Source organism: Streptomyces sp. MK7 (genome assembly GCF_032658145.1).
In the GTDB taxonomy this organism is placed as follows: domain Bacteria; phylum Actinomycetota; class Actinomycetes; order Streptomycetales; family Streptomycetaceae; genus Streptomyces; species Streptomyces spiralis.
The window spans coordinates 284,412-300,250 of record NZ_JAVACL010000003.1; the positions used below are offsets into that span (position 1 = coordinate 284,412).

Sequence of the window (15,839 nt, forward strand, 5' to 3'; positions counted from 1 at the left end):
GCCGTTTGAGTTATTGCGTTGTTATCAACGGAACGTTCTGGACTCCTGTTGTCCCCATAGCGTCCGTTACGCCGGGAAATATTTGAACCAGGTTCAACTTTTCCGAACTTTCACAAGCGGATCGATACGTTCCTGTGAGGTTCGGCGGGTCCCGGATGCGGGCGGGGCGAGGACTCGTCGCGGCGCACTCGACGGCTGCGGTACCCTGACGCCATGCGTGCCGTACGCCTTCTGCTTAGCGAGCCGCGCTGATCAGTCCCGACCGCCGGTGAATCGGGTGGTCGGAATCGGCGCGGCGTCCCCTCCTGTGCGAGGGGATTTTTCGTTTCTTGAAAGTCGCAGCCGCCGGCAGAGACGATCGATGGAGCTTTGAGGATCATGAGCGAGACGAACTCCGCTGCCACCGCCGCCACCCCGGCGGAGGCGGCGCCGCACCGCTACACGGCCGCCATGGCGGCCGACATCGAGGCACGCTGGCAGGACTTCTGGGACGCCGAGGGCACCTACGCGGCACCGAACACCAAGGGTGACCTGGCCGGCGACCCCGAGCTGGCCGCCCGGCCCAAGAAGTTCATCATGGACATGTTCCCGTACCCGTCCGGTGCGGGCCTGCACGTCGGCCACCCCCTGGGCTACATCGCCACCGATGTATACGCCCGGTTCCAGCGGATGACCGGCCACAACGTCCTGCACACCCTGGGCTTCGACGCCTTCGGCCTGCCCGCCGAGCAGTACGCCGTGCAGACCGGCACGCACCCGCGCGTGTCCACCGAGGCCAACATCGAGAACATGAAGGCCCAGCTGCGCCGCCTGGGCCTGGGCCACGACAAGCGCCGGTCGTTCGCCACGATCGACCCGGACTACTACAAGTGGACCCAGTGGATCTTCCTGCAGATCTTCGAGTCCTGGTACGACGACGAGGCCAGGAGGGCCCGTCCGATCTCGGAGCTGATCGCCCAGTTCGAGTCCGGTGAGCGTGCCGTACCGGGACACACGCGCGGGTGGCACGAGCTGAACCACGCCGAGCGCGCCGACGTCCTGGGCGAGTTCCGCCTGGCCTACGCCTCCGACGCACCGGTCAACTGGTGCCCCGGCCTGGGCACCGTGCTGGCCAACGAGGAGGTCACCGCCGACGGCCGCTCCGAGCGCGGCAACTACCCGGTCTTCAAGGCCAAGCTGCGCCAGTGGAACATGCGCATCACCGCCTACGCCGACCGGCTGCTGGAGGACCTGGAGGAGCTGGACTGGCCCGAGGCCATCAAGCTGCAGCAGCGCAACTGGATCGGCCGCAGCGAGGGCGCCCGCGTCGACTTCCCCATCGACGGCGAGCACATCACCGTCTTCACCACGCGCCCGGACACTCTGTTCGGCGCGACCTACATGGTGCTGGCCCCCGAGCACCCGCTGGTGGAGAAGTTCACCCCGGGCGCCTGGCCGGAGGGCACCCACGAGGTGTGGACCGGCGGCCACGCCACCCCCGCCGAGGCCGTCGCCGCCTACCGCGCCCAGGCCGCGTCGAAGTCCGACGTCGAACGCCAGGCCGAGGCCAAGGACAAGACGGGCGTCTTCACCGGCGCGTTCGCGACCAACCCCGTCAACGGCGAGAAGGTCCCCGTCTTCATCGCCGACTACGTCCTGATGGGCTACGGCACCGGCGCCATCATGGCCGTCCCGGCGCACGACAGCCGCGACTTCGCCTTCGCCCGCGCCTTCGAACTGCCGATGCGCTGCGTCGTGGAGCCGTCCGACGACCGCGGCACCGACCCGTCGACGTGGGACGACGCGTTCGTGTCCTACGACGCGCGGATCGTCAACTCCTCCGGAGCCGACGACCTGACGCTGGACGGACTGGGCGTCGTCGAGGCCAAGGCGCGCATCACCGAGTGGCTGGAGCGCAAGGGCATCGGCGAGGGCACCGTCAACTTCCGCCTGCGCGACTGGCTGTTCAGCCGCCAGCGCTACTGGGGCGAGCCCTTCCCGATCGTCTACGACGAGGAGGGCGTCGCCCACGCGCTGCCCGAGTCGATGCTGCCGCTGGAGCTGCCCGAGGTCGAGGACTACTCGCCGCGCACCTTCGACCCGGACGACGCCGACACCCAGCCCGAGACGCCGCTGTCGCGCAACGAGGAGTGGGTCGACGTCACCCTGGACCTGGGCGACGGACCCAAGAAGTACCGCCGCGAGACCAACACCATGCCCAACTGGGCCGGTTCCTGCTGGTACGAGCTGCGCTACCTGGACCCGCACAACAGCGAGCAGCTGGTCGACCCGGAGATCGAGCGCTACTGGATGGGCCCGCGCCAGGGCATGCCGCACGGCGGCGTAGACCTGTACGTCGGCGGCGCCGAGCACGCCGTGCTGCACCTGCTGTACGCGCGCTTCTGGTCCAAGGTCCTGTACGACCTGGGGCACGTCTCCTCCGCGGAGCCGTTCCACAAGCTGTTCAACCAGGGCATGATCCAGGCCTACGTCTACCGTGACAGCCGGGGCATCGCGGTGCCGGCCGCCGAGGTGGAGGAGCGCGACGGCGCCTACTACTACCAGGGCGAGAAGGTCAGCCGACTGCTGGGCAAGATGGGCAAGTCCCTGAAGAACGCCGTCACTCCGGACGAGATCTGCGCCGAGTACGGCGCCGACACGCTGCGTCTGTACGAGATGGCGATGGGTCCGCTGGACGTCTCCCGTCCGTGGGACACGCGCGCGGTGGTGGGCCAGTTCCGGCTGCTGCAGCGGCTGTGGCGCAACATCGTCGACGAGACCACCGGCGAGGTCACCGTCTCCGACGCCGAGCCCGACGAGGAGACGCTGCGCGCCCTGCACAAGGCGATCGACGGCGTGCGCGGCGACCTGGAGGGGATGCGGTTCAACACCGCCATCGCCAAGGTCACCGAGCTGAACAACCACCTGACCAAGGCCGGCGGGGCGGTGCCGCGCCCGGTCGCCGAGTCGCTGGTGCTGTTGGTCGCGCCGCTGGCCCCGCACATCGCCGAGGAGCTGTGGCGCAAGCTGGGCCGCACCGGCTCCGTCGTCCACCAGGACTTCCCGGTCGCCGACCCGGCGTACGTCATGGACGAGTCCGTGACCTGCGTCGTCCAGGTCAAGGGCAAGGTCAAGGCGCGTCTGGAGGTTCCGCCGACGATCTCCGAGGAGGAGCTGGAGAAGGTGGCGCTGGCCGACGAGAAGGTCGTCGCGGCACTGGACGGCGCGGGCATCCGCAAGGTGATCGTGCGGGCGCCGAAGCTGGTGAACATCGTCCCGGCGTGACGGCGCGGTGTCGTGACGAGGGGATGTCGTGACGGCCGGGGCGTGAGCGGCTCCGGGTAGTCCCCTACGGGCAGGTTCGGGGTTCCTCCGGAACCCCGGGCCTGCCCGCCTGCGTTTACCGTGGAAGAGCGGCGCGGCCTGTGCCGCCCGAGCCGAGGAGGAGCGCCGTGGAAGCAGTCGTCGCAGTCTTCGCCGTGCTCTTCGTGCTCTGCCTGGTGCTCGGCGCCTACGCCACGGTCAAGGCCGTCGGCGCCGCCAAGCGCAGCGTGGACCGCACGATCAGCCAGGCCCGCCGCGCGGTGGAGGACCAGACCCTGCGCGCCAAATCTCTCGGCCGGCCCGGCCCGGCCGGCGAGCTGGCCGGGCTCCGGCTCACCCTGCGCACCTCGATGCGTGCCACCCAGGACGCCCTGTACGCGGGCGCGGCCGAGGACGAGTCCCTGAAGGAGTCCGTCGCCCTGTTCGAGCGGCTCAGCGCGTACGGCCACCAACTGGACGCCGAACTCAAGCGCCTGGAGAGCGACCCCAGCCGGGCGACGCTCGCCGAGCGGCTCCCGGGCCTGCGCGAGAGGACGCTGCGCATCACGGACTCGGCCGACTCCCTGCGCTGGGCGGCCCATGACCGAGCCCGCCGCTTCGCCGAGGACGACCTGGACATGCTGAGCGCCCAGATCGACGTGGAGGCCGACGCCCTGCGTCACTGGACCAGCCCGGAGCCCGCGGCCGCACCCGAGCCGTGGCCCGAGTCCCCGGCCGCCGACCAGGACCGGCGAACGGCGTCGCGGACCCCACGGCCGGGCTCCGCCCCGGAGGCCGCCCGCCCCGCCATCACCCCGGCGGTCCGTCGCCCCGTCTACTCCTGGCAGAAGAAACCCCGTCCCGAGAGCACCACTTGATCCGCTCGATCCGGCCAGTGGCACACCCGGTCAGCGGGCCTGGGCTGCCGTCCGGGCGCTACGGCAGGTAACCTCCAGCTCATGTCCCGCCATGTCGCGATCGTCACCGATTCAACGGCCTACCTGCCGCCGCGGACGATGGCGCGCCACGGCATCACCACGGTCCCGCTGACCGTGGTCCTCGGCGACCGGGCGCTCGAAGAGGGCACGGAGATCTCCACCCGCTCCCTGGCCCAGGCACTGCAGAAGCGCCGGCCCGTCACCACCTCGCGCCCCAGCCCCGAACTCTTCGCCGAGACCTACCGCAAGGTGGCCGAATCCGGTGCGTCCGGCATCGTCTCCCTGCACCTGTCCGCGGAACTGTCGGGCACGTACGACGCGGCGGTGCTCGCGGCCCGCGAGGCACCCGTGCCGGTGCGCGTGGTGGACACCGGGATGGTCGCGATGGCACTCGGCTTCTGCGCCCTGGCCGCCGCCGAGACGGCCGGGTCCGGCGGCACCGTGGACGACGCGGTCACCGCCGCGGAGAAACGGGCCGGGGGCACCTCCGCCTACTTCTACGTCGACACACTCGACTATCTGCGCCGCGGCGGCCGCATCGGCGCCGCGCAGGCCCTGCTCGGCTCCGCGCTCGCCGTCAAACCGCTGCTCCAGCTGGAAGGGGGCCGCATCGAGCTCCTGGAGAAGGTGCGGACGGCCTCCAAGGCGATCGCCCGCCTGGAGGAGATCGCGGCCGAGCGCGCGAGCGGGGCGGGCATCGACATCGCCGTCCACCATCTCGCCGCCCCGGAACGGGCGTCGGCCCTCGCGGACCGGCTGCGGGCGCGGGTGCCCGGGCTGGCCGAGCTGCATGTGAGCGAGGTCGGGGCGGTGATCGGGGCGCACACCGGGCCGGGGCTGCTGGGGGTTGTGGTCTCCCCTCGATGAGGCATCGCCTCCCTTCGATGAGACATCGCCTTCCTCGATAACCCGTGTGGGTGACGGAGTTGTCCACAACCCGGGAGTAGTCCCCGGGAATCAAGCAAGATCATCGCGAATGTGCCGGACTGCCCGATGCTCGTCGCATGGCACTTCGAGCACACTCACGCACAGCGACGGCAACCAGCGGCCCAGGCCGTGGCCCGGACTCGGACGGCCGCACCCGCCACCGCCGCCCGCCCGCTCGGCGCGGCCCCCGGCACCGCCATGCGCAGGCCGAGGACCTGCGCCGACGCGCTCGGGCACTGTTCGTCGAACACACCGGGCGGCTGGGGGAGTCGGGACACACGGACCGGCTGGAGCCGGAACACAGGGAACGACAGGGGGTAGGGGGACACCCCGACCGGCCGGCGGAGTCGGGGAACGGGCCACCGCGGCGGGTGACGGTGAACCCCACCAGGCCGAGGGAGCAGGACTCCGTTCTGCGGGGCGCGAGCACCACTGCTGTGACCGCCAAGGCGCCGGCTGCCGTCAGCGATGTGCTGCCGGCCGACGGGGGCGAAGTGGAGCCGCCTGCCGAGAGTGAGGCCGTTCGGGGCGTCGCGGGCGTGGGCACGGACGTGAGCGTGGGGACGGACTGGCGGGACAGGGCCCGGCTCGCGCTGCGTGAGCGGATGCCGATGTGGGTGCAGACGCGGTGCGGCCTCGAGCGCAGAAGCGTGATCGCCCTCACGGTGGTGTTCGTCCTCGCCGGGGCCTTCGCCCTGCAGCACTTCTGGGCCGGCCGCGGCGATGAGGTCCGGGCGCCCGAGGTGGTGAGGGCCGTGGCCCCCGCCCCGAGCCGAGGGCAGGACAAGGCCACCGCGTTCGGCGCTTCGGCGCCTTCACCGGGTACCACTGCCTCGGCCGGACCGGAGATCGTCGTGGACGTCAGCGGCAAGGTACGCCACCCCGGGATCCACCGGCTCCCGGCGGGTTCACGGGTCGCCGACGCGCTACGGGCGGCGGGCGGAGTGCGCCCCGGCACCGACCTCGGCGGTCTGAACCGCGCCAGGTTCCTCGTGGACGGTGAACAGGTGGTCGTCGGCGGGCCCGCCCCGGCGACGGGATCCACCGCGGCCGGAACGGGCGCGGCGGGGCCTCCCGCCGCCCCGGTCTCTCTGAACACCGCCACCGCCGAGCAGTTGGAGACCCTGCCCGGTGTCGGTCCCGTGCTGGCCCAGCACATCATCGACTACCGCACGCAGCACGGCGGTTTCCGTTCGGTGGACGAGTTGCGCCAGGTGAGCGGCATCGGTGACCGGCGCTTCGCCGACCTGCGAAGCCTGGTGAGGTCATGAGCCGGAACCCCGCCCCCACCGCGCCCCGGACGCGCCCCGCGGTGCACGCCGCTTCCGGCAAACGGCTAGGAGCCGCCCACCCCCGACAGGAAGGACCGACCGACTTACGGCTCCTCCCTCCCGCGCTCGCGGCCTGGGCGACGGCGGCCGTGGCTCTGGCGGCTCCGGCGGGATGGGTGACCGGTTTCGTGGCAGTGTGCCTCGCCACAGCCGCCGTGCTCCTGTACGCCACCCGGCAGCAGCGAGGACGTACCAGGCGGAGCAGGACAGCGCTCGCACACGAACCCGCACCGGCACCCACCCCCACACCTTCGCCACCCGCACCGCCACCGCCGTCCCCGCACTCACCTCCACTCCCACCCCCGGCCTCATCCACCGGCTCCCGTGGCTTGGCGCGCGCCTCCCTTGCCGCGGCGCTGCTCGCCGCCGCCGCGGCCGCCGCTTCCGCGGGGCTGCACGGGGCCGACGTGCGCCGAGGACCCGTGCCCGGGCTGGCGCGGCAGTACGCCACGGTGACCGCCGAGGTGGAGCTGACCTCCGATCCCCGGCTCACCCGGCCTCGGGTCAGCGGCGACCACATGGCGCCGGACTCGGTGCTGATGGACGCCGAGGTACGGCGCGTGGAGCGGGTCGGCGACCCGGGGGCCGCGGCCGCCGCGGAGATCCGGACACCCGTGCTGATCCTGGTGAACACCGCCGGACAGGGGCACGGGCACGGAGCTGACACTCGGCCGTCGCCCTGGCTGGGGCTGCTGCCGTCCACGCGGCTGAGAGTGACCGCGCGGCTGGCACCCCCGCTCACCGACGGCGACCGGATCGCGGCGGTACTGCGGGTCCGGGGCCGGGCGGCGCCCGAGGTGATCGGGAGACCGTCGGGGCCGCAACGGCTGGCGGGCCGGCTGCGGGCCGGGCTGCGCGCGGCGACGGACGGACTGCCGGGGGACGCCCGGGCGCTGCTGCCGGGGCTGGTCGTGGGAGACACCTCCCGGGTCACGCCCGACTTGGACGAGGCGTTCAAGGAGACGGACCTCGCCCACACGCTGGCCGTCTCCGGAAGCAACCTCACGGTCCTGCTCGCCCTGCTCATCGGCCCGCCCGGACTGGCCCAGCACGTCGAACGCCGTGGCCTGGCGCCGCGACTCGGTCTGTCGCTGCGTGCCACCGCGCTGCTGTGCGGAGTGCTCACCCTCGGATTCGTCGTCGTGTGCCGACCGGATCCGAGCGTGCTGCGCGCCGCGGCGTGCGGGTCGGTCGCGCTGCTCGCCCTGGCGACCGGGCGCCGCCGATCGCTGATCCCGGCCCTGGCGACGGCCGTACTGCTGCTGGTGCTCTACGACCCGTGGCTGGCCCGCAGTTACGGCTTCCTGCTGTCGGTGCTGGCCACCGGCGCCCTGCTCACGCTGGCGCCCCGCTGGAGCGCGGCGCTGCGCCGGCGCCGGGTGCCCGCCCGCCTGGCCGAGGCGCTGGCCGCCGCGGCAGCGGCGCAGGCGCTGTGCGCGCCGGTGGTCGCCGTGCTGTCGGCGCGGGTCAGTCTGGTGGCGGTGCCGTGCAACCTGCTCGCGGAGGTCGCGGTCGCGCCCGCCACGGTGCTGGGCTTCGCGTCCCTGGCGACCGCGCCGTTGGCGATGCCGGTGGCGAAGGCGTTCGCGTGGTGCGCGAGTTGGCCCACCCGGTGGATCGCGGAGGTGGCCAGGACCGGCGCGGCGCTGCCCGGCGGGGGAGTGGACTGGCCGGGCAGCTGGACCGGGGCGCTGCTGCTGGGGCTGGTCACCGTGGTGGTCGTACTGGTGGGCCGGCGGCTGCTGGGACACCCGTGGCTCTGCGCCCTGTGCGGGGTGCTGCTCCTGCTGGTACTGGTGCAGCCTCCGCCGCTGACCCGGGTGATCACCGGTTGGCCGCCGCCGGGCTGGCGGTTCGCGATGTGCGACGTGGGCCAGGGCGACGCCACGGTGCTGGCGGCCGGACCGGGCGCCGGTGTGGTGGTGGACGCCGGGCCCGACCCCAAGCCGGTGGACCACTGTCTGCGCGCGCTGGGCATCACCAGGATCCCGTTGGTCGTGCTGACCCACTTCCACGCCGACCATGTGACCGGGCTGCCCGGTGTCCTGCGGGGACGCTCGGTGGGCGCGATCGAGACGACCGGTTACGAGGAGCCCGCGGACCAGGCGGAGTTCGTACGGAGGGAGGCAGCCGGGCGGGGTATCCCGCTCACCCACGCCGCCGCCGGGGAGGAGCGGCGGATCGGCGGGCTGAGCTGGCAGGTCCTGTGGCCTCCGCCACGCCCGTCCCCGGATCCGGACGGGCCGAACGACGCCAGCGTGACGCTGCTCGTCCGCTCCGGCGGGCTGCGGCTGTTGCTGCTGGGTGACCTCGAACCCCCGGCACAGCAGCAGTTGTTGCGGTCTCCGGTCCTCGCGCGGCTGGTCGGCGTGGACGTGCTCAAGGTCGCCCATCATGGCTCCGCCCACCAGGACCCGGACCTGATACGGGTGGTGGCCCCGCGGCTGGCACTGATCTCCTGCGGTGCGGGCAACATGTACGGACACCCGGCTCCGAGCACGGTCGCGGCGCTCCAGGCGGAGGGTGCGAGAGTGCTGCGGACGGACCGGGACGGATCGCTCGCGGTCACCGGAGCGGGCGCGGGGCTGCGCGTGGCACGGGACTGACGGCCGCACGGGGGGCCGCCCGCATCGGTTCGGGGGTCCCTGGGGCGACAATGGCCGGCGTGAGTGATGTGAGACATGTACTGGTGCTGCCCGACCGCGATTCCGCGGAGGAGGCGGCTCAGGCGCTCGGGGTGCGGTTCGGAATCCGGGAGGAGCCGCGGCTCGTACGGGACGCTCTGGCCGGTGAGGACGATGCCGAGGACGCCCAGTGGCTCGTCGTCCTGCGGGACGAGGAGGAACGGCTGGACCCCGGGGAGCTGGACGAGTTCGCGGCGCAGTGGGACGGCTGGCGCGAGGAGCCGTAGGCGGTCTCCGCCGACCGCCGCGCCGCTCGTTGTCAGTGCCGCGTGGGATGCTTGTCGCGATGGCCAGGAAGACTGCGAATGACGACCCTCTCGCCCCGGTGACGCTCGCCGTCGGGCAGGAGGACCTCCTGCTCGACCGTGCCGTGCAGGAGGTGGTGGCCGCCGCGAAGGCCGCCGACGCCGACACGGACGTACGAGACCTCACCCCGGACCAGTTGCAGCCCGGCACGCTCGCCGAGCTGACCAGTCCGTCGCTCTTCGCGGAGCGCAAGGTCGTGGTCGTACGCAACGCACAGGACCTTTCGGCCGACACGATCAAGGACGTGAAGGCGTATCTGGGGGCGCCTGCCGAGGAGATCACCCTGGTGCTGCTGCACGCGGGCGGCGCGAAGGGCAAGGGGCTGCTGGACGCCGCGCGCAAGGCGGGGGCACGGGAGGTGGCCTGCCCGAAGATGACCAAGCCGGCCGACCGGCTCGCCTTCGTACGGGGCGAGTTCCGCGGGCTCGGGCGTTCGGCGACGCCCGAGGCGTGCCAGGCCCTGGTGGATGCGATCGGCAGTGATCTGCGCGAGCTGGCGTCGGCGGCGTCGCAGCTGGCCGCCGACGTCGAGGGGACGATCGACGAGGCCGTCGTCGGGCGCTACTACACCGGACGGGCCGAGGCCTCCAGCTTCACCGTCGCGGACCGGGCCGTGGAGGGTCGGGCCGCGGAGGCCCTCGAGGCGCTGCGGTGGTCGCTCGCCACGGGCGTGGCGCCGGTGATGATCACCAGCGCGCTGGCCCAGGGCGTGCGCGCGATCGGGAAGCTGGCTTCCGCACGCGGCGGACGCCCCGCCGACCTGGCGCGGGAACTCGGCATGCCGCCGTGGAAGATCGACCGGGTCCGGCAGCAGATGCGAGGCTGGACCCCGGACGGCATCTCGGTGGCCCTGCGGGCGGTGGCCGAGGCGGACGCCGGGGTGAAGGGCGGCGGCGACGACCCCGAGTACGCCCTGGAGAAGGCCGTCGTGACCATCGCCCGAGCGGCACGCTCAAGGGGCCGGGCCTAGGGGTGGCCTAGGGGTGCCCTAGGGGGTGTCTGGAGCCGATGCCCCATGCGTGGGGCTGGGCTGCTGCCCGGGGCGGGCGACTCCGGACGGACTCGTGCCTTCGGGACGGACTCGTGCCTTCGGGAGGGGCGCTCCCTCGGGGGCAGGGCGTGCGCCTGCGACCGTGGCGGCCGCCCGCGGTCCCCGCCCGGTGTGCGTGCGACGCCCGGCCGGGCGGCCGGTCCTCCGGCACCTCCGCCACGTCGCTCCGCCGGCCCTGCGGGGCCTGTGTCCGGGCCGCCTCGGCGCCGGACCCAGGGTCTGTACCCACCCGCGCGTCGGGCCCAGCGGGTCGCGCGCCCACCCGGCGCGCCCACCCGCGCGCCGCACCCACCCTCGCCCCGCGCCCGGCCCGCCGCATCCGCCCGCCTTCCCGAGGGGCCGGGCCACGCCAGCCCCCAGGGTCCGGGCCACGCCGACACAAAGCGCAAGCGGCGCAAGCCGAACCAGAACGCAAGCGGCGCAAGCCGAACCAGAGGGCAAGCGGCGCAAGCGGCGAGAGCCGGCCCAAGAGGCAAGCGGTGCAAGTCGGAGCCCGGGAATGCAAGCCGAAGGCCCCGGCCGCTCTCCCTGGGGAAGGGAGGCGACGGGGCCTTCGGTCACGCTCGTGGATCCATGCCCGCGTGGCGAACGCAGGCCGCGCATGGATCCTGGGTGCCGGTCGGGAGCGGATGAGAGAGGGCCCGCTCTGGTCCTCCCGGCGTCAAGTCAGGAAGTTCAGCCCTTGAGGGACGCGACCTTGGAAGCCAGCGCCGACTTCTTGTTGGCGGCCTGGTTCTTGTGGATGACGCCCTTCGAGACGGCCTTGTCGAGCTGACGCGCGGCAGCGCGCTGGTACTCGGTGGCCTTCTCGACGTCACCCGCGGCAGCGGCCTCGCGGGCCTTGCGGATCGCCGTCTTCAGGGAGGACTTGACGGCCTTGTTGCGCAGCCGAGCCTTCTCGTTGGTCTTGATCCGCTTGATCTGGGACTTGATGTTCGCCACGAATGAGCCTTCTCTTTCGAAATTTTCCGATGTGCCTCGCGCTGAGAGGGCATGAGACACAGCCACCCACACTACCAGCGGCCCATCGAGTGGCCCAAACCCGTCGCAGGTCGCCGTCCGTGGGACCATGGAGACTACGTATCGATCCGACCCGAGACCGCAGACGGACAAGCACACGTATGCGGACGCCTCAAGAATCAGGACCCTGCGTGCCCGCGACCCCTACCCATGTGCCCGAGCCGAGCCGTACCGACCCGGCTCTGATCCGCAATTTCTGCATCATCGCGCACATCGACCACGGCAAGTCCACGCTCGCCGACCGGATGCTCCAGCTGACCGGTGTGGTCGAGCAGCGGCAGATGCGCGCTCAGTACCTCGACCGCATGGACATCGAGCGCGAGCGCGGCATCACGATCAAGTCCCAGGCGGTGCGTCTGCCGTGGGCCCCGACCCACGACCCCGGCAACACGCACATCCTCAACATGATCGACACCCCGGGGCACGTCGACTTCACCTACGAGGTCTCACGGTCGCTCGCCGCCTGCGAGGGGACCATCCTCCTCGTCGACGCGGCCCAGGGAATCGAGGCGCAGACCCTCGCCAACCTCTATCTGGCGATGGAGAACGACCTCACGATCATCCCGGTCCTCAACAAGATCGACCTGCCGGCCGCCCAGCCGGAGAAGTTCGCCGAGGAGCTGGCCAACCTCGTCGGCTGTGACCCCGACGACGTGCTGAAGGTCTCCGCCAAGACCGGCCTCGGCGTCGAGGCGCTGCTGGACAAGGTGGTCGAGCAGATCCCCGCCCCGGTCGGCGTCAAGGATGCCCCGGCCCGCGCGATGATCTTCGACTCGGTCTACGACTCCTACCGGGGTGTCGTGACGTACGTCCGTGTCGTCGACGGTCAGCTCAACAAGCGCGAGCGGATCCGGATGATGTCCACCGGCGCCACCCACGAGCTGCTGGAGATCGGCACCAACTCGCCGGAGATGCTGCCCGCCGACGGCCTCGGCGTCGGCGAGGTGGGCTACCTCATCACCGGTGTGAAGGACGTCCGCCAGTCCAAGGTCGGTGACACCGTCACCAGCCAGAGCAAGGGTGCCGAGGAGGCGCTCGGCGGCTACAAGGACCCCAAGCCGATGGTCTTCTCGGGCCTGTATCCGCTGGACGGGTCCGACTACCCGGAGCTGCGCGAGGCCCTGGACAAGCTCCAGCTCAACGACGCCGCGCTGGTCTACGAGCCGGAGACGTCCGCCGCCCTCGGCTTCGGCTTCCGCGTCGGCTTCCTCGGCCTGCTCCACCTGGACGTGATCCGGGAGCGGCTGGAGCGCGAGTTCGGCCTCGACCTGATCGCCACGGCGCCCAACGTGGTCTACCGGGTGATCATGGAGGACGGCGTCGAGCACGTCGTCACCAACCCCAGCGAGTTCCCCGAGGGCAAGATCGACGAGGTGTACGAGCCGGTCGTGCGGGCCACGATCCTCGCGCCCACCGAGTTCATCGGCGCGATCATGGAGCTGTGCCAGACCCGGCGCGGCACCCTGCTCGGCATGGACTACCTCTCCGAGGACCGGGTGGAGATCCGCTACACGCTGCCGCTCGCGGAGATCGTCTTCGACTTCTTCGACCAGCTGAAGTCCAAGACGCGCGGTTACGCCTCGCTGGACTACGAGCCCACGGGCGAGCAGTCGAGCAGCCTCGTCAAGGTCGACATCCTGCTGCACGGCGACAAAGTGGACGCCTTCTCGGCGATCACCCACAAGGACCAGGCGTACGCGTACGGCGTCCGGCTCGTCGCCAAGCTCAAGGAGCTGATCCCGCGGCAGAACTTCGAGGTGCCCGTGCAGGCCGCCATCGGTTCCCGCGTGATCGCCCGCGAGACCATCCGCGCCATCCGCAAGGACGTCCTCGCCAAGTGCTACGGCGGTGACATCTCCCGTAAGCGGAAGCTGCTGGAGAAGCAGAAGGAGGGCAAGAAGCGCATGAAGATGGTGGGTTCCGTGGAGGTTCCGCAGGAGGCCTTCATCGCGGTGCTCTCCAGCGATGACAGCGCGGGATCGGCCAAGGGCAAGAAGTAACCGTCGGTAGCCCGGAGCGAGCAGCCGGTACCCCGGCGAACCGGGTGAAAAGGGGTCCGTCGTGCGAAAGTGCGGCGGGCCCCTGTGCATGGGGGCGGTCGCCGTCTGTAGGAAGTGACAGGCCGCAACCCCTTACGCGGTGGCGGAAGGCCCCTTAATCTGTCCCTGCTCGATAGTTACTCGCGAGTTAAACAACGGCCCCGAGCCGCAACCCGTGAGCCACCCCAGCGCACCTGATCCAGCCCAGCCGCACCTGATCCACCCCAGCCGCACCTGAGCCAGCCGCCGCACTGTCGCGGGCCCCGGAGGATGTCGTGAGCGACGCACAGACCCTGATCGAGAACCGTCCGCCGTCCGTGGCGGCACTCTTTTTGGAGCGTGTGGCGGCCACACCGGACGCCGAGGCCTACCGGTACCCGGTGCCGGCTGCCACCGGCGACGGCCCGGACGACTGGAAGTCGCTGAGCTGGGGGCAGGCCGCCCAGCGTGTCTTCGCGATCGCCGCCGGGCTCATCGAGCTGGGCGTGCGGCCCGAGGAGCGGGTCGCGCTCGCCTCCTCCACGCGGGTGGAGTGGCTGCTCGCCGACCTCGGCATCATGTGCGCGGGCGCGGCCACCACCACGATCTACCCGCAGACCAACGCCGACGAGTCGGCCTTCATCCTCTCCGACTCCGAGAGCAAGGTCCTCGTCGCGGAGAACGCCGCCCAGCTCGCCAAGGCGCTCGAGAAGCGGGCGGAGCTGCCCGACCTGCACCACGTCGTCGTGGTCGACCCGGCCGGCGTCGAGACCGGCGACTGGGTGCTCACGCTGGCCGAGCTGGAGCAGCGCGGCGCCGCCTACCTGGACAAGCACCCCGAGCTGATCAAGGAGCGGGTCGGCGCCCTCACCAAGGACCAGCTCGCCACCCTCATCTACACCTCCGGCACCACGGGCCGCCCCAAGGGCGTCCGGCTGCCGCACGACAACTGGTCGTACATGGCGAAGGCGATCGCCTCCACCGGCCTGATCGGCCCCGACGACGTGCAGTACCTGTGGCTGCCGCTCGCGCACGTCTTCGGCAAGGTCCTCACCTCCGGCCAGATCGAGGTCGGCCACGTCACCGCCGTCGACGGCCGGGTCGACAAGATCATCGAGAATCTGCCGGTGGTCCAGCCGACCTACATGGCGGCCGTCCCGCGCATCTTCGAGAAGGTCTACAACGGCGTGGCCGGCAAGGCCCGTGCGGGCGGCGCGGCCAAGTACAAGATCTTCCAGTGGGCCGCCGAGGTCGCCCGCGAGTACGCCAAGGTCACCCAGGACAACTTCAAGCGCACCGGCGTCCACTCCGCGCCCTTCGCCCTGGCCTCCAAGCACAAGGTCGCCGACAGGCTCGTCTACGCCAAGATCCGCGAGGCCTTCGGCGGCCGGCTGCGCGCCTGTGTGTCGGGCAGCGCCGCGCTCGCCCCGGAGATCGGCTACTTCTTCGCCGGCGCCGGCATCCACATCCTGGAGGGCTACGGCCTCACCGAGTCCTCCGCGGCCTCCTTCGTCAACCCCGGCGAGGCCTACCGCACCGGCACCGTCGGCAAGCCGCTGCCCGGCACCGAGGTCCGTATCGCCGACGACGGCGAGATCCTGCTGCGCGGCCCCGGCATCATGCAGGGCTACCACAAGCTGCCCGAGAAGACCGACGAGGTGCTGGAGTCCGACGGCTGGTTCCACACCGGCGACATCGGCGAGCTCTCCCCGGACGGCTACCTGCGCATCACCGACCGCAAGAAGGACCTGATCAAGACCTCCGGCGGCAAGTACATCGCGCCCGCCGAGGTCGAGGGCCAGTTCAAGGCGGTGTGCCCGTACGTCTCCAACATTCTGGTCCACGGCGCCGACCGGAACTTCTGCACCGCCCTCATCGCCCTCGACGAGGCCGCGATCCTGGAGTGGGCCAAGGAGAACGGCCTGGAGGGCAGGTCGTACGCGGATGTGGTCGCCGCCCCTCAGACGGTGGAGATGGTCGACGGTTACGTCAAGGAGCTCAACGAGGGTCTCCAGCGCTGGCAGACCGTCAAGAAGTTCCGCCTGCTCCCGCGCGACCTGGACGTGGAGCACGGCGAGATCACCCCGTCCCTGAAGCTGAAGCGGCCGGTGGTGGAGCGCGAGTACAAGCATCTGATCGACGAGATGTACGCGGGCACCCGCGAGGACTGACCGGGGCCGGAACGAACAGGAATCAACCGAACGAACGAAGCGGACAGATCCGTTGATCGGATCTGTCCGTCTTCGTATACGGATCACGTCCGGTTCTTGTCCTGGCTGGCT

Annotated in this window: 10 protein-coding genes; 9 read left to right on the top strand and 1 reads right to left on the bottom strand. The window is 71.4% G+C overall.

Annotated features, from left to right (window positions below):
• Window positions 1–378 precede the first annotated feature (378 nt).
• The 7 genes from leuS (at window position 379) to holA (ending at window position 10,438) form a co-directional block, all read left to right on the top strand.
• Complete coding sequence (leuS, locus tag R2S09_RS06030) at window positions 379–3,264, top strand: leucine--tRNA ligase (protein ID WP_316740069.1); 2,886 nt, start codon at window positions 379–381, stop codon at window positions 3,262–3,264.
• A gap of 167 nt (window positions 3,265–3,431) precedes the next feature.
• Window positions 3,432–4,160 carry a hypothetical protein gene (locus R2S09_RS06035; RefSeq protein WP_316740070.1) on the top strand — a complete coding sequence of 243 codons (729 nt, stop codon included), beginning with the start codon at window positions 3,432–3,434 and terminating at the stop codon, window positions 4,158–4,160.
• Between the two features lie 81 nt (window positions 4,161–4,241).
• A complete protein-coding gene (locus R2S09_RS06040; RefSeq protein ID WP_316740071.1) occupies window positions 4,242–5,087 on the top strand; it encodes a DegV family protein in 846 nt (281 codons plus the stop codon).
• 137 nt (window positions 5,088–5,224) lie between these two features.
• Window positions 5,225–6,418 (top strand): ComEA family DNA-binding protein, encoded by a 1,194-nt coding sequence (locus tag R2S09_RS06045; RefSeq protein WP_316740072.1) that lies wholly within the window; start codon window positions 5,225–5,227, stop codon window positions 6,416–6,418.
• Window positions 6,415–9,084, top strand: coding sequence for a ComEC/Rec2 family competence protein (locus R2S09_RS06050; RefSeq protein WP_316740073.1), 2,670 nt, complete (start codon window positions 6,415–6,417; stop codon window positions 9,082–9,084). Before R2S09_RS06045 ends, R2S09_RS06050 begins: the two co-directional genes overlap by 4 nt.
• A 59-nt stretch (window positions 9,085–9,143) precedes the next feature.
• Complete coding sequence (locus tag R2S09_RS06055) at window positions 9,144–9,389, top strand: hypothetical protein (protein WP_306187131.1); 246 nt, start codon at window positions 9,144–9,146, stop codon at window positions 9,387–9,389.
• 59 nt (window positions 9,390–9,448) lie between these two features.
• Window positions 9,449–10,438, top strand: coding sequence for a DNA polymerase III subunit delta (gene holA / locus R2S09_RS06060; protein ID WP_306187129.1), 990 nt, complete (start codon window positions 9,449–9,451; stop codon window positions 10,436–10,438).
• Window positions 10,439–11,194: 756 nt separating this feature from the next.
• Here holA and rpsT read toward each other — a convergent pair.
• A complete protein-coding gene (gene rpsT / locus R2S09_RS06065; protein ID WP_015660447.1) occupies window positions 11,195–11,461 on the bottom strand; it encodes a 30S ribosomal protein S20 in 267 nt (88 codons plus the stop codon).
• A gap of 209 nt (window positions 11,462–11,670) precedes the next feature.
• On the opposite strand from rpsT, the gene lepA reads away from it, so the two are divergent.
• Both lepA and R2S09_RS06075 read left to right on the top strand, forming a co-directional pair.
• Window positions 11,671–13,539, top strand: a complete 1,869-nt coding sequence (lepA, locus tag R2S09_RS06070; protein WP_306187126.1) for a translation elongation factor 4 — start codon at window positions 11,671–11,673, stop codon at window positions 13,537–13,539.
• Between the two features lie 314 nt (window positions 13,540–13,853).
• On the top strand, window positions 13,854–15,728 hold the full coding sequence (locus tag R2S09_RS06075) for a long-chain fatty acid--CoA ligase (protein WP_316740074.1): 1,875 nt from the start codon (window positions 13,854–13,856) through the stop codon (window positions 15,726–15,728).
• Window positions 15,729–15,839 lie beyond the last annotated feature (111 nt).

What these genes read in the sequence shown, in the direction of transcription:
- R2S09_RS06040 (WP_316740071.1), top strand. Translation starts at nt 4,242, where the DNA reads ATGTCCCGCCATGTCGCGATCGTCACCGATTCAACGGCCTACCTGCCG.
- R2S09_RS06050 (WP_316740073.1), top strand. Translation starts at nt 6,415, where the DNA reads ATGAGCCGGAACCCCGCCCCCACCGCGCCCCGGACGCGCCCCGCGGTG.
- holA (WP_306187129.1), top strand. Translation starts at nt 9,449, where the DNA reads ATGGCCAGGAAGACTGCGAATGACGACCCTCTCGCCCCGGTGACGCTC.
- leuS (WP_316740069.1), top strand. Translation starts at nt 379, where the DNA reads ATGAGCGAGACGAACTCCGCTGCCACCGCCGCCACCCCGGCGGAGGCG.
- R2S09_RS06045 (WP_316740072.1), top strand. Translation starts at nt 5,225, where the DNA reads ATGGCACTTCGAGCACACTCACGCACAGCGACGGCAACCAGCGGCCCA.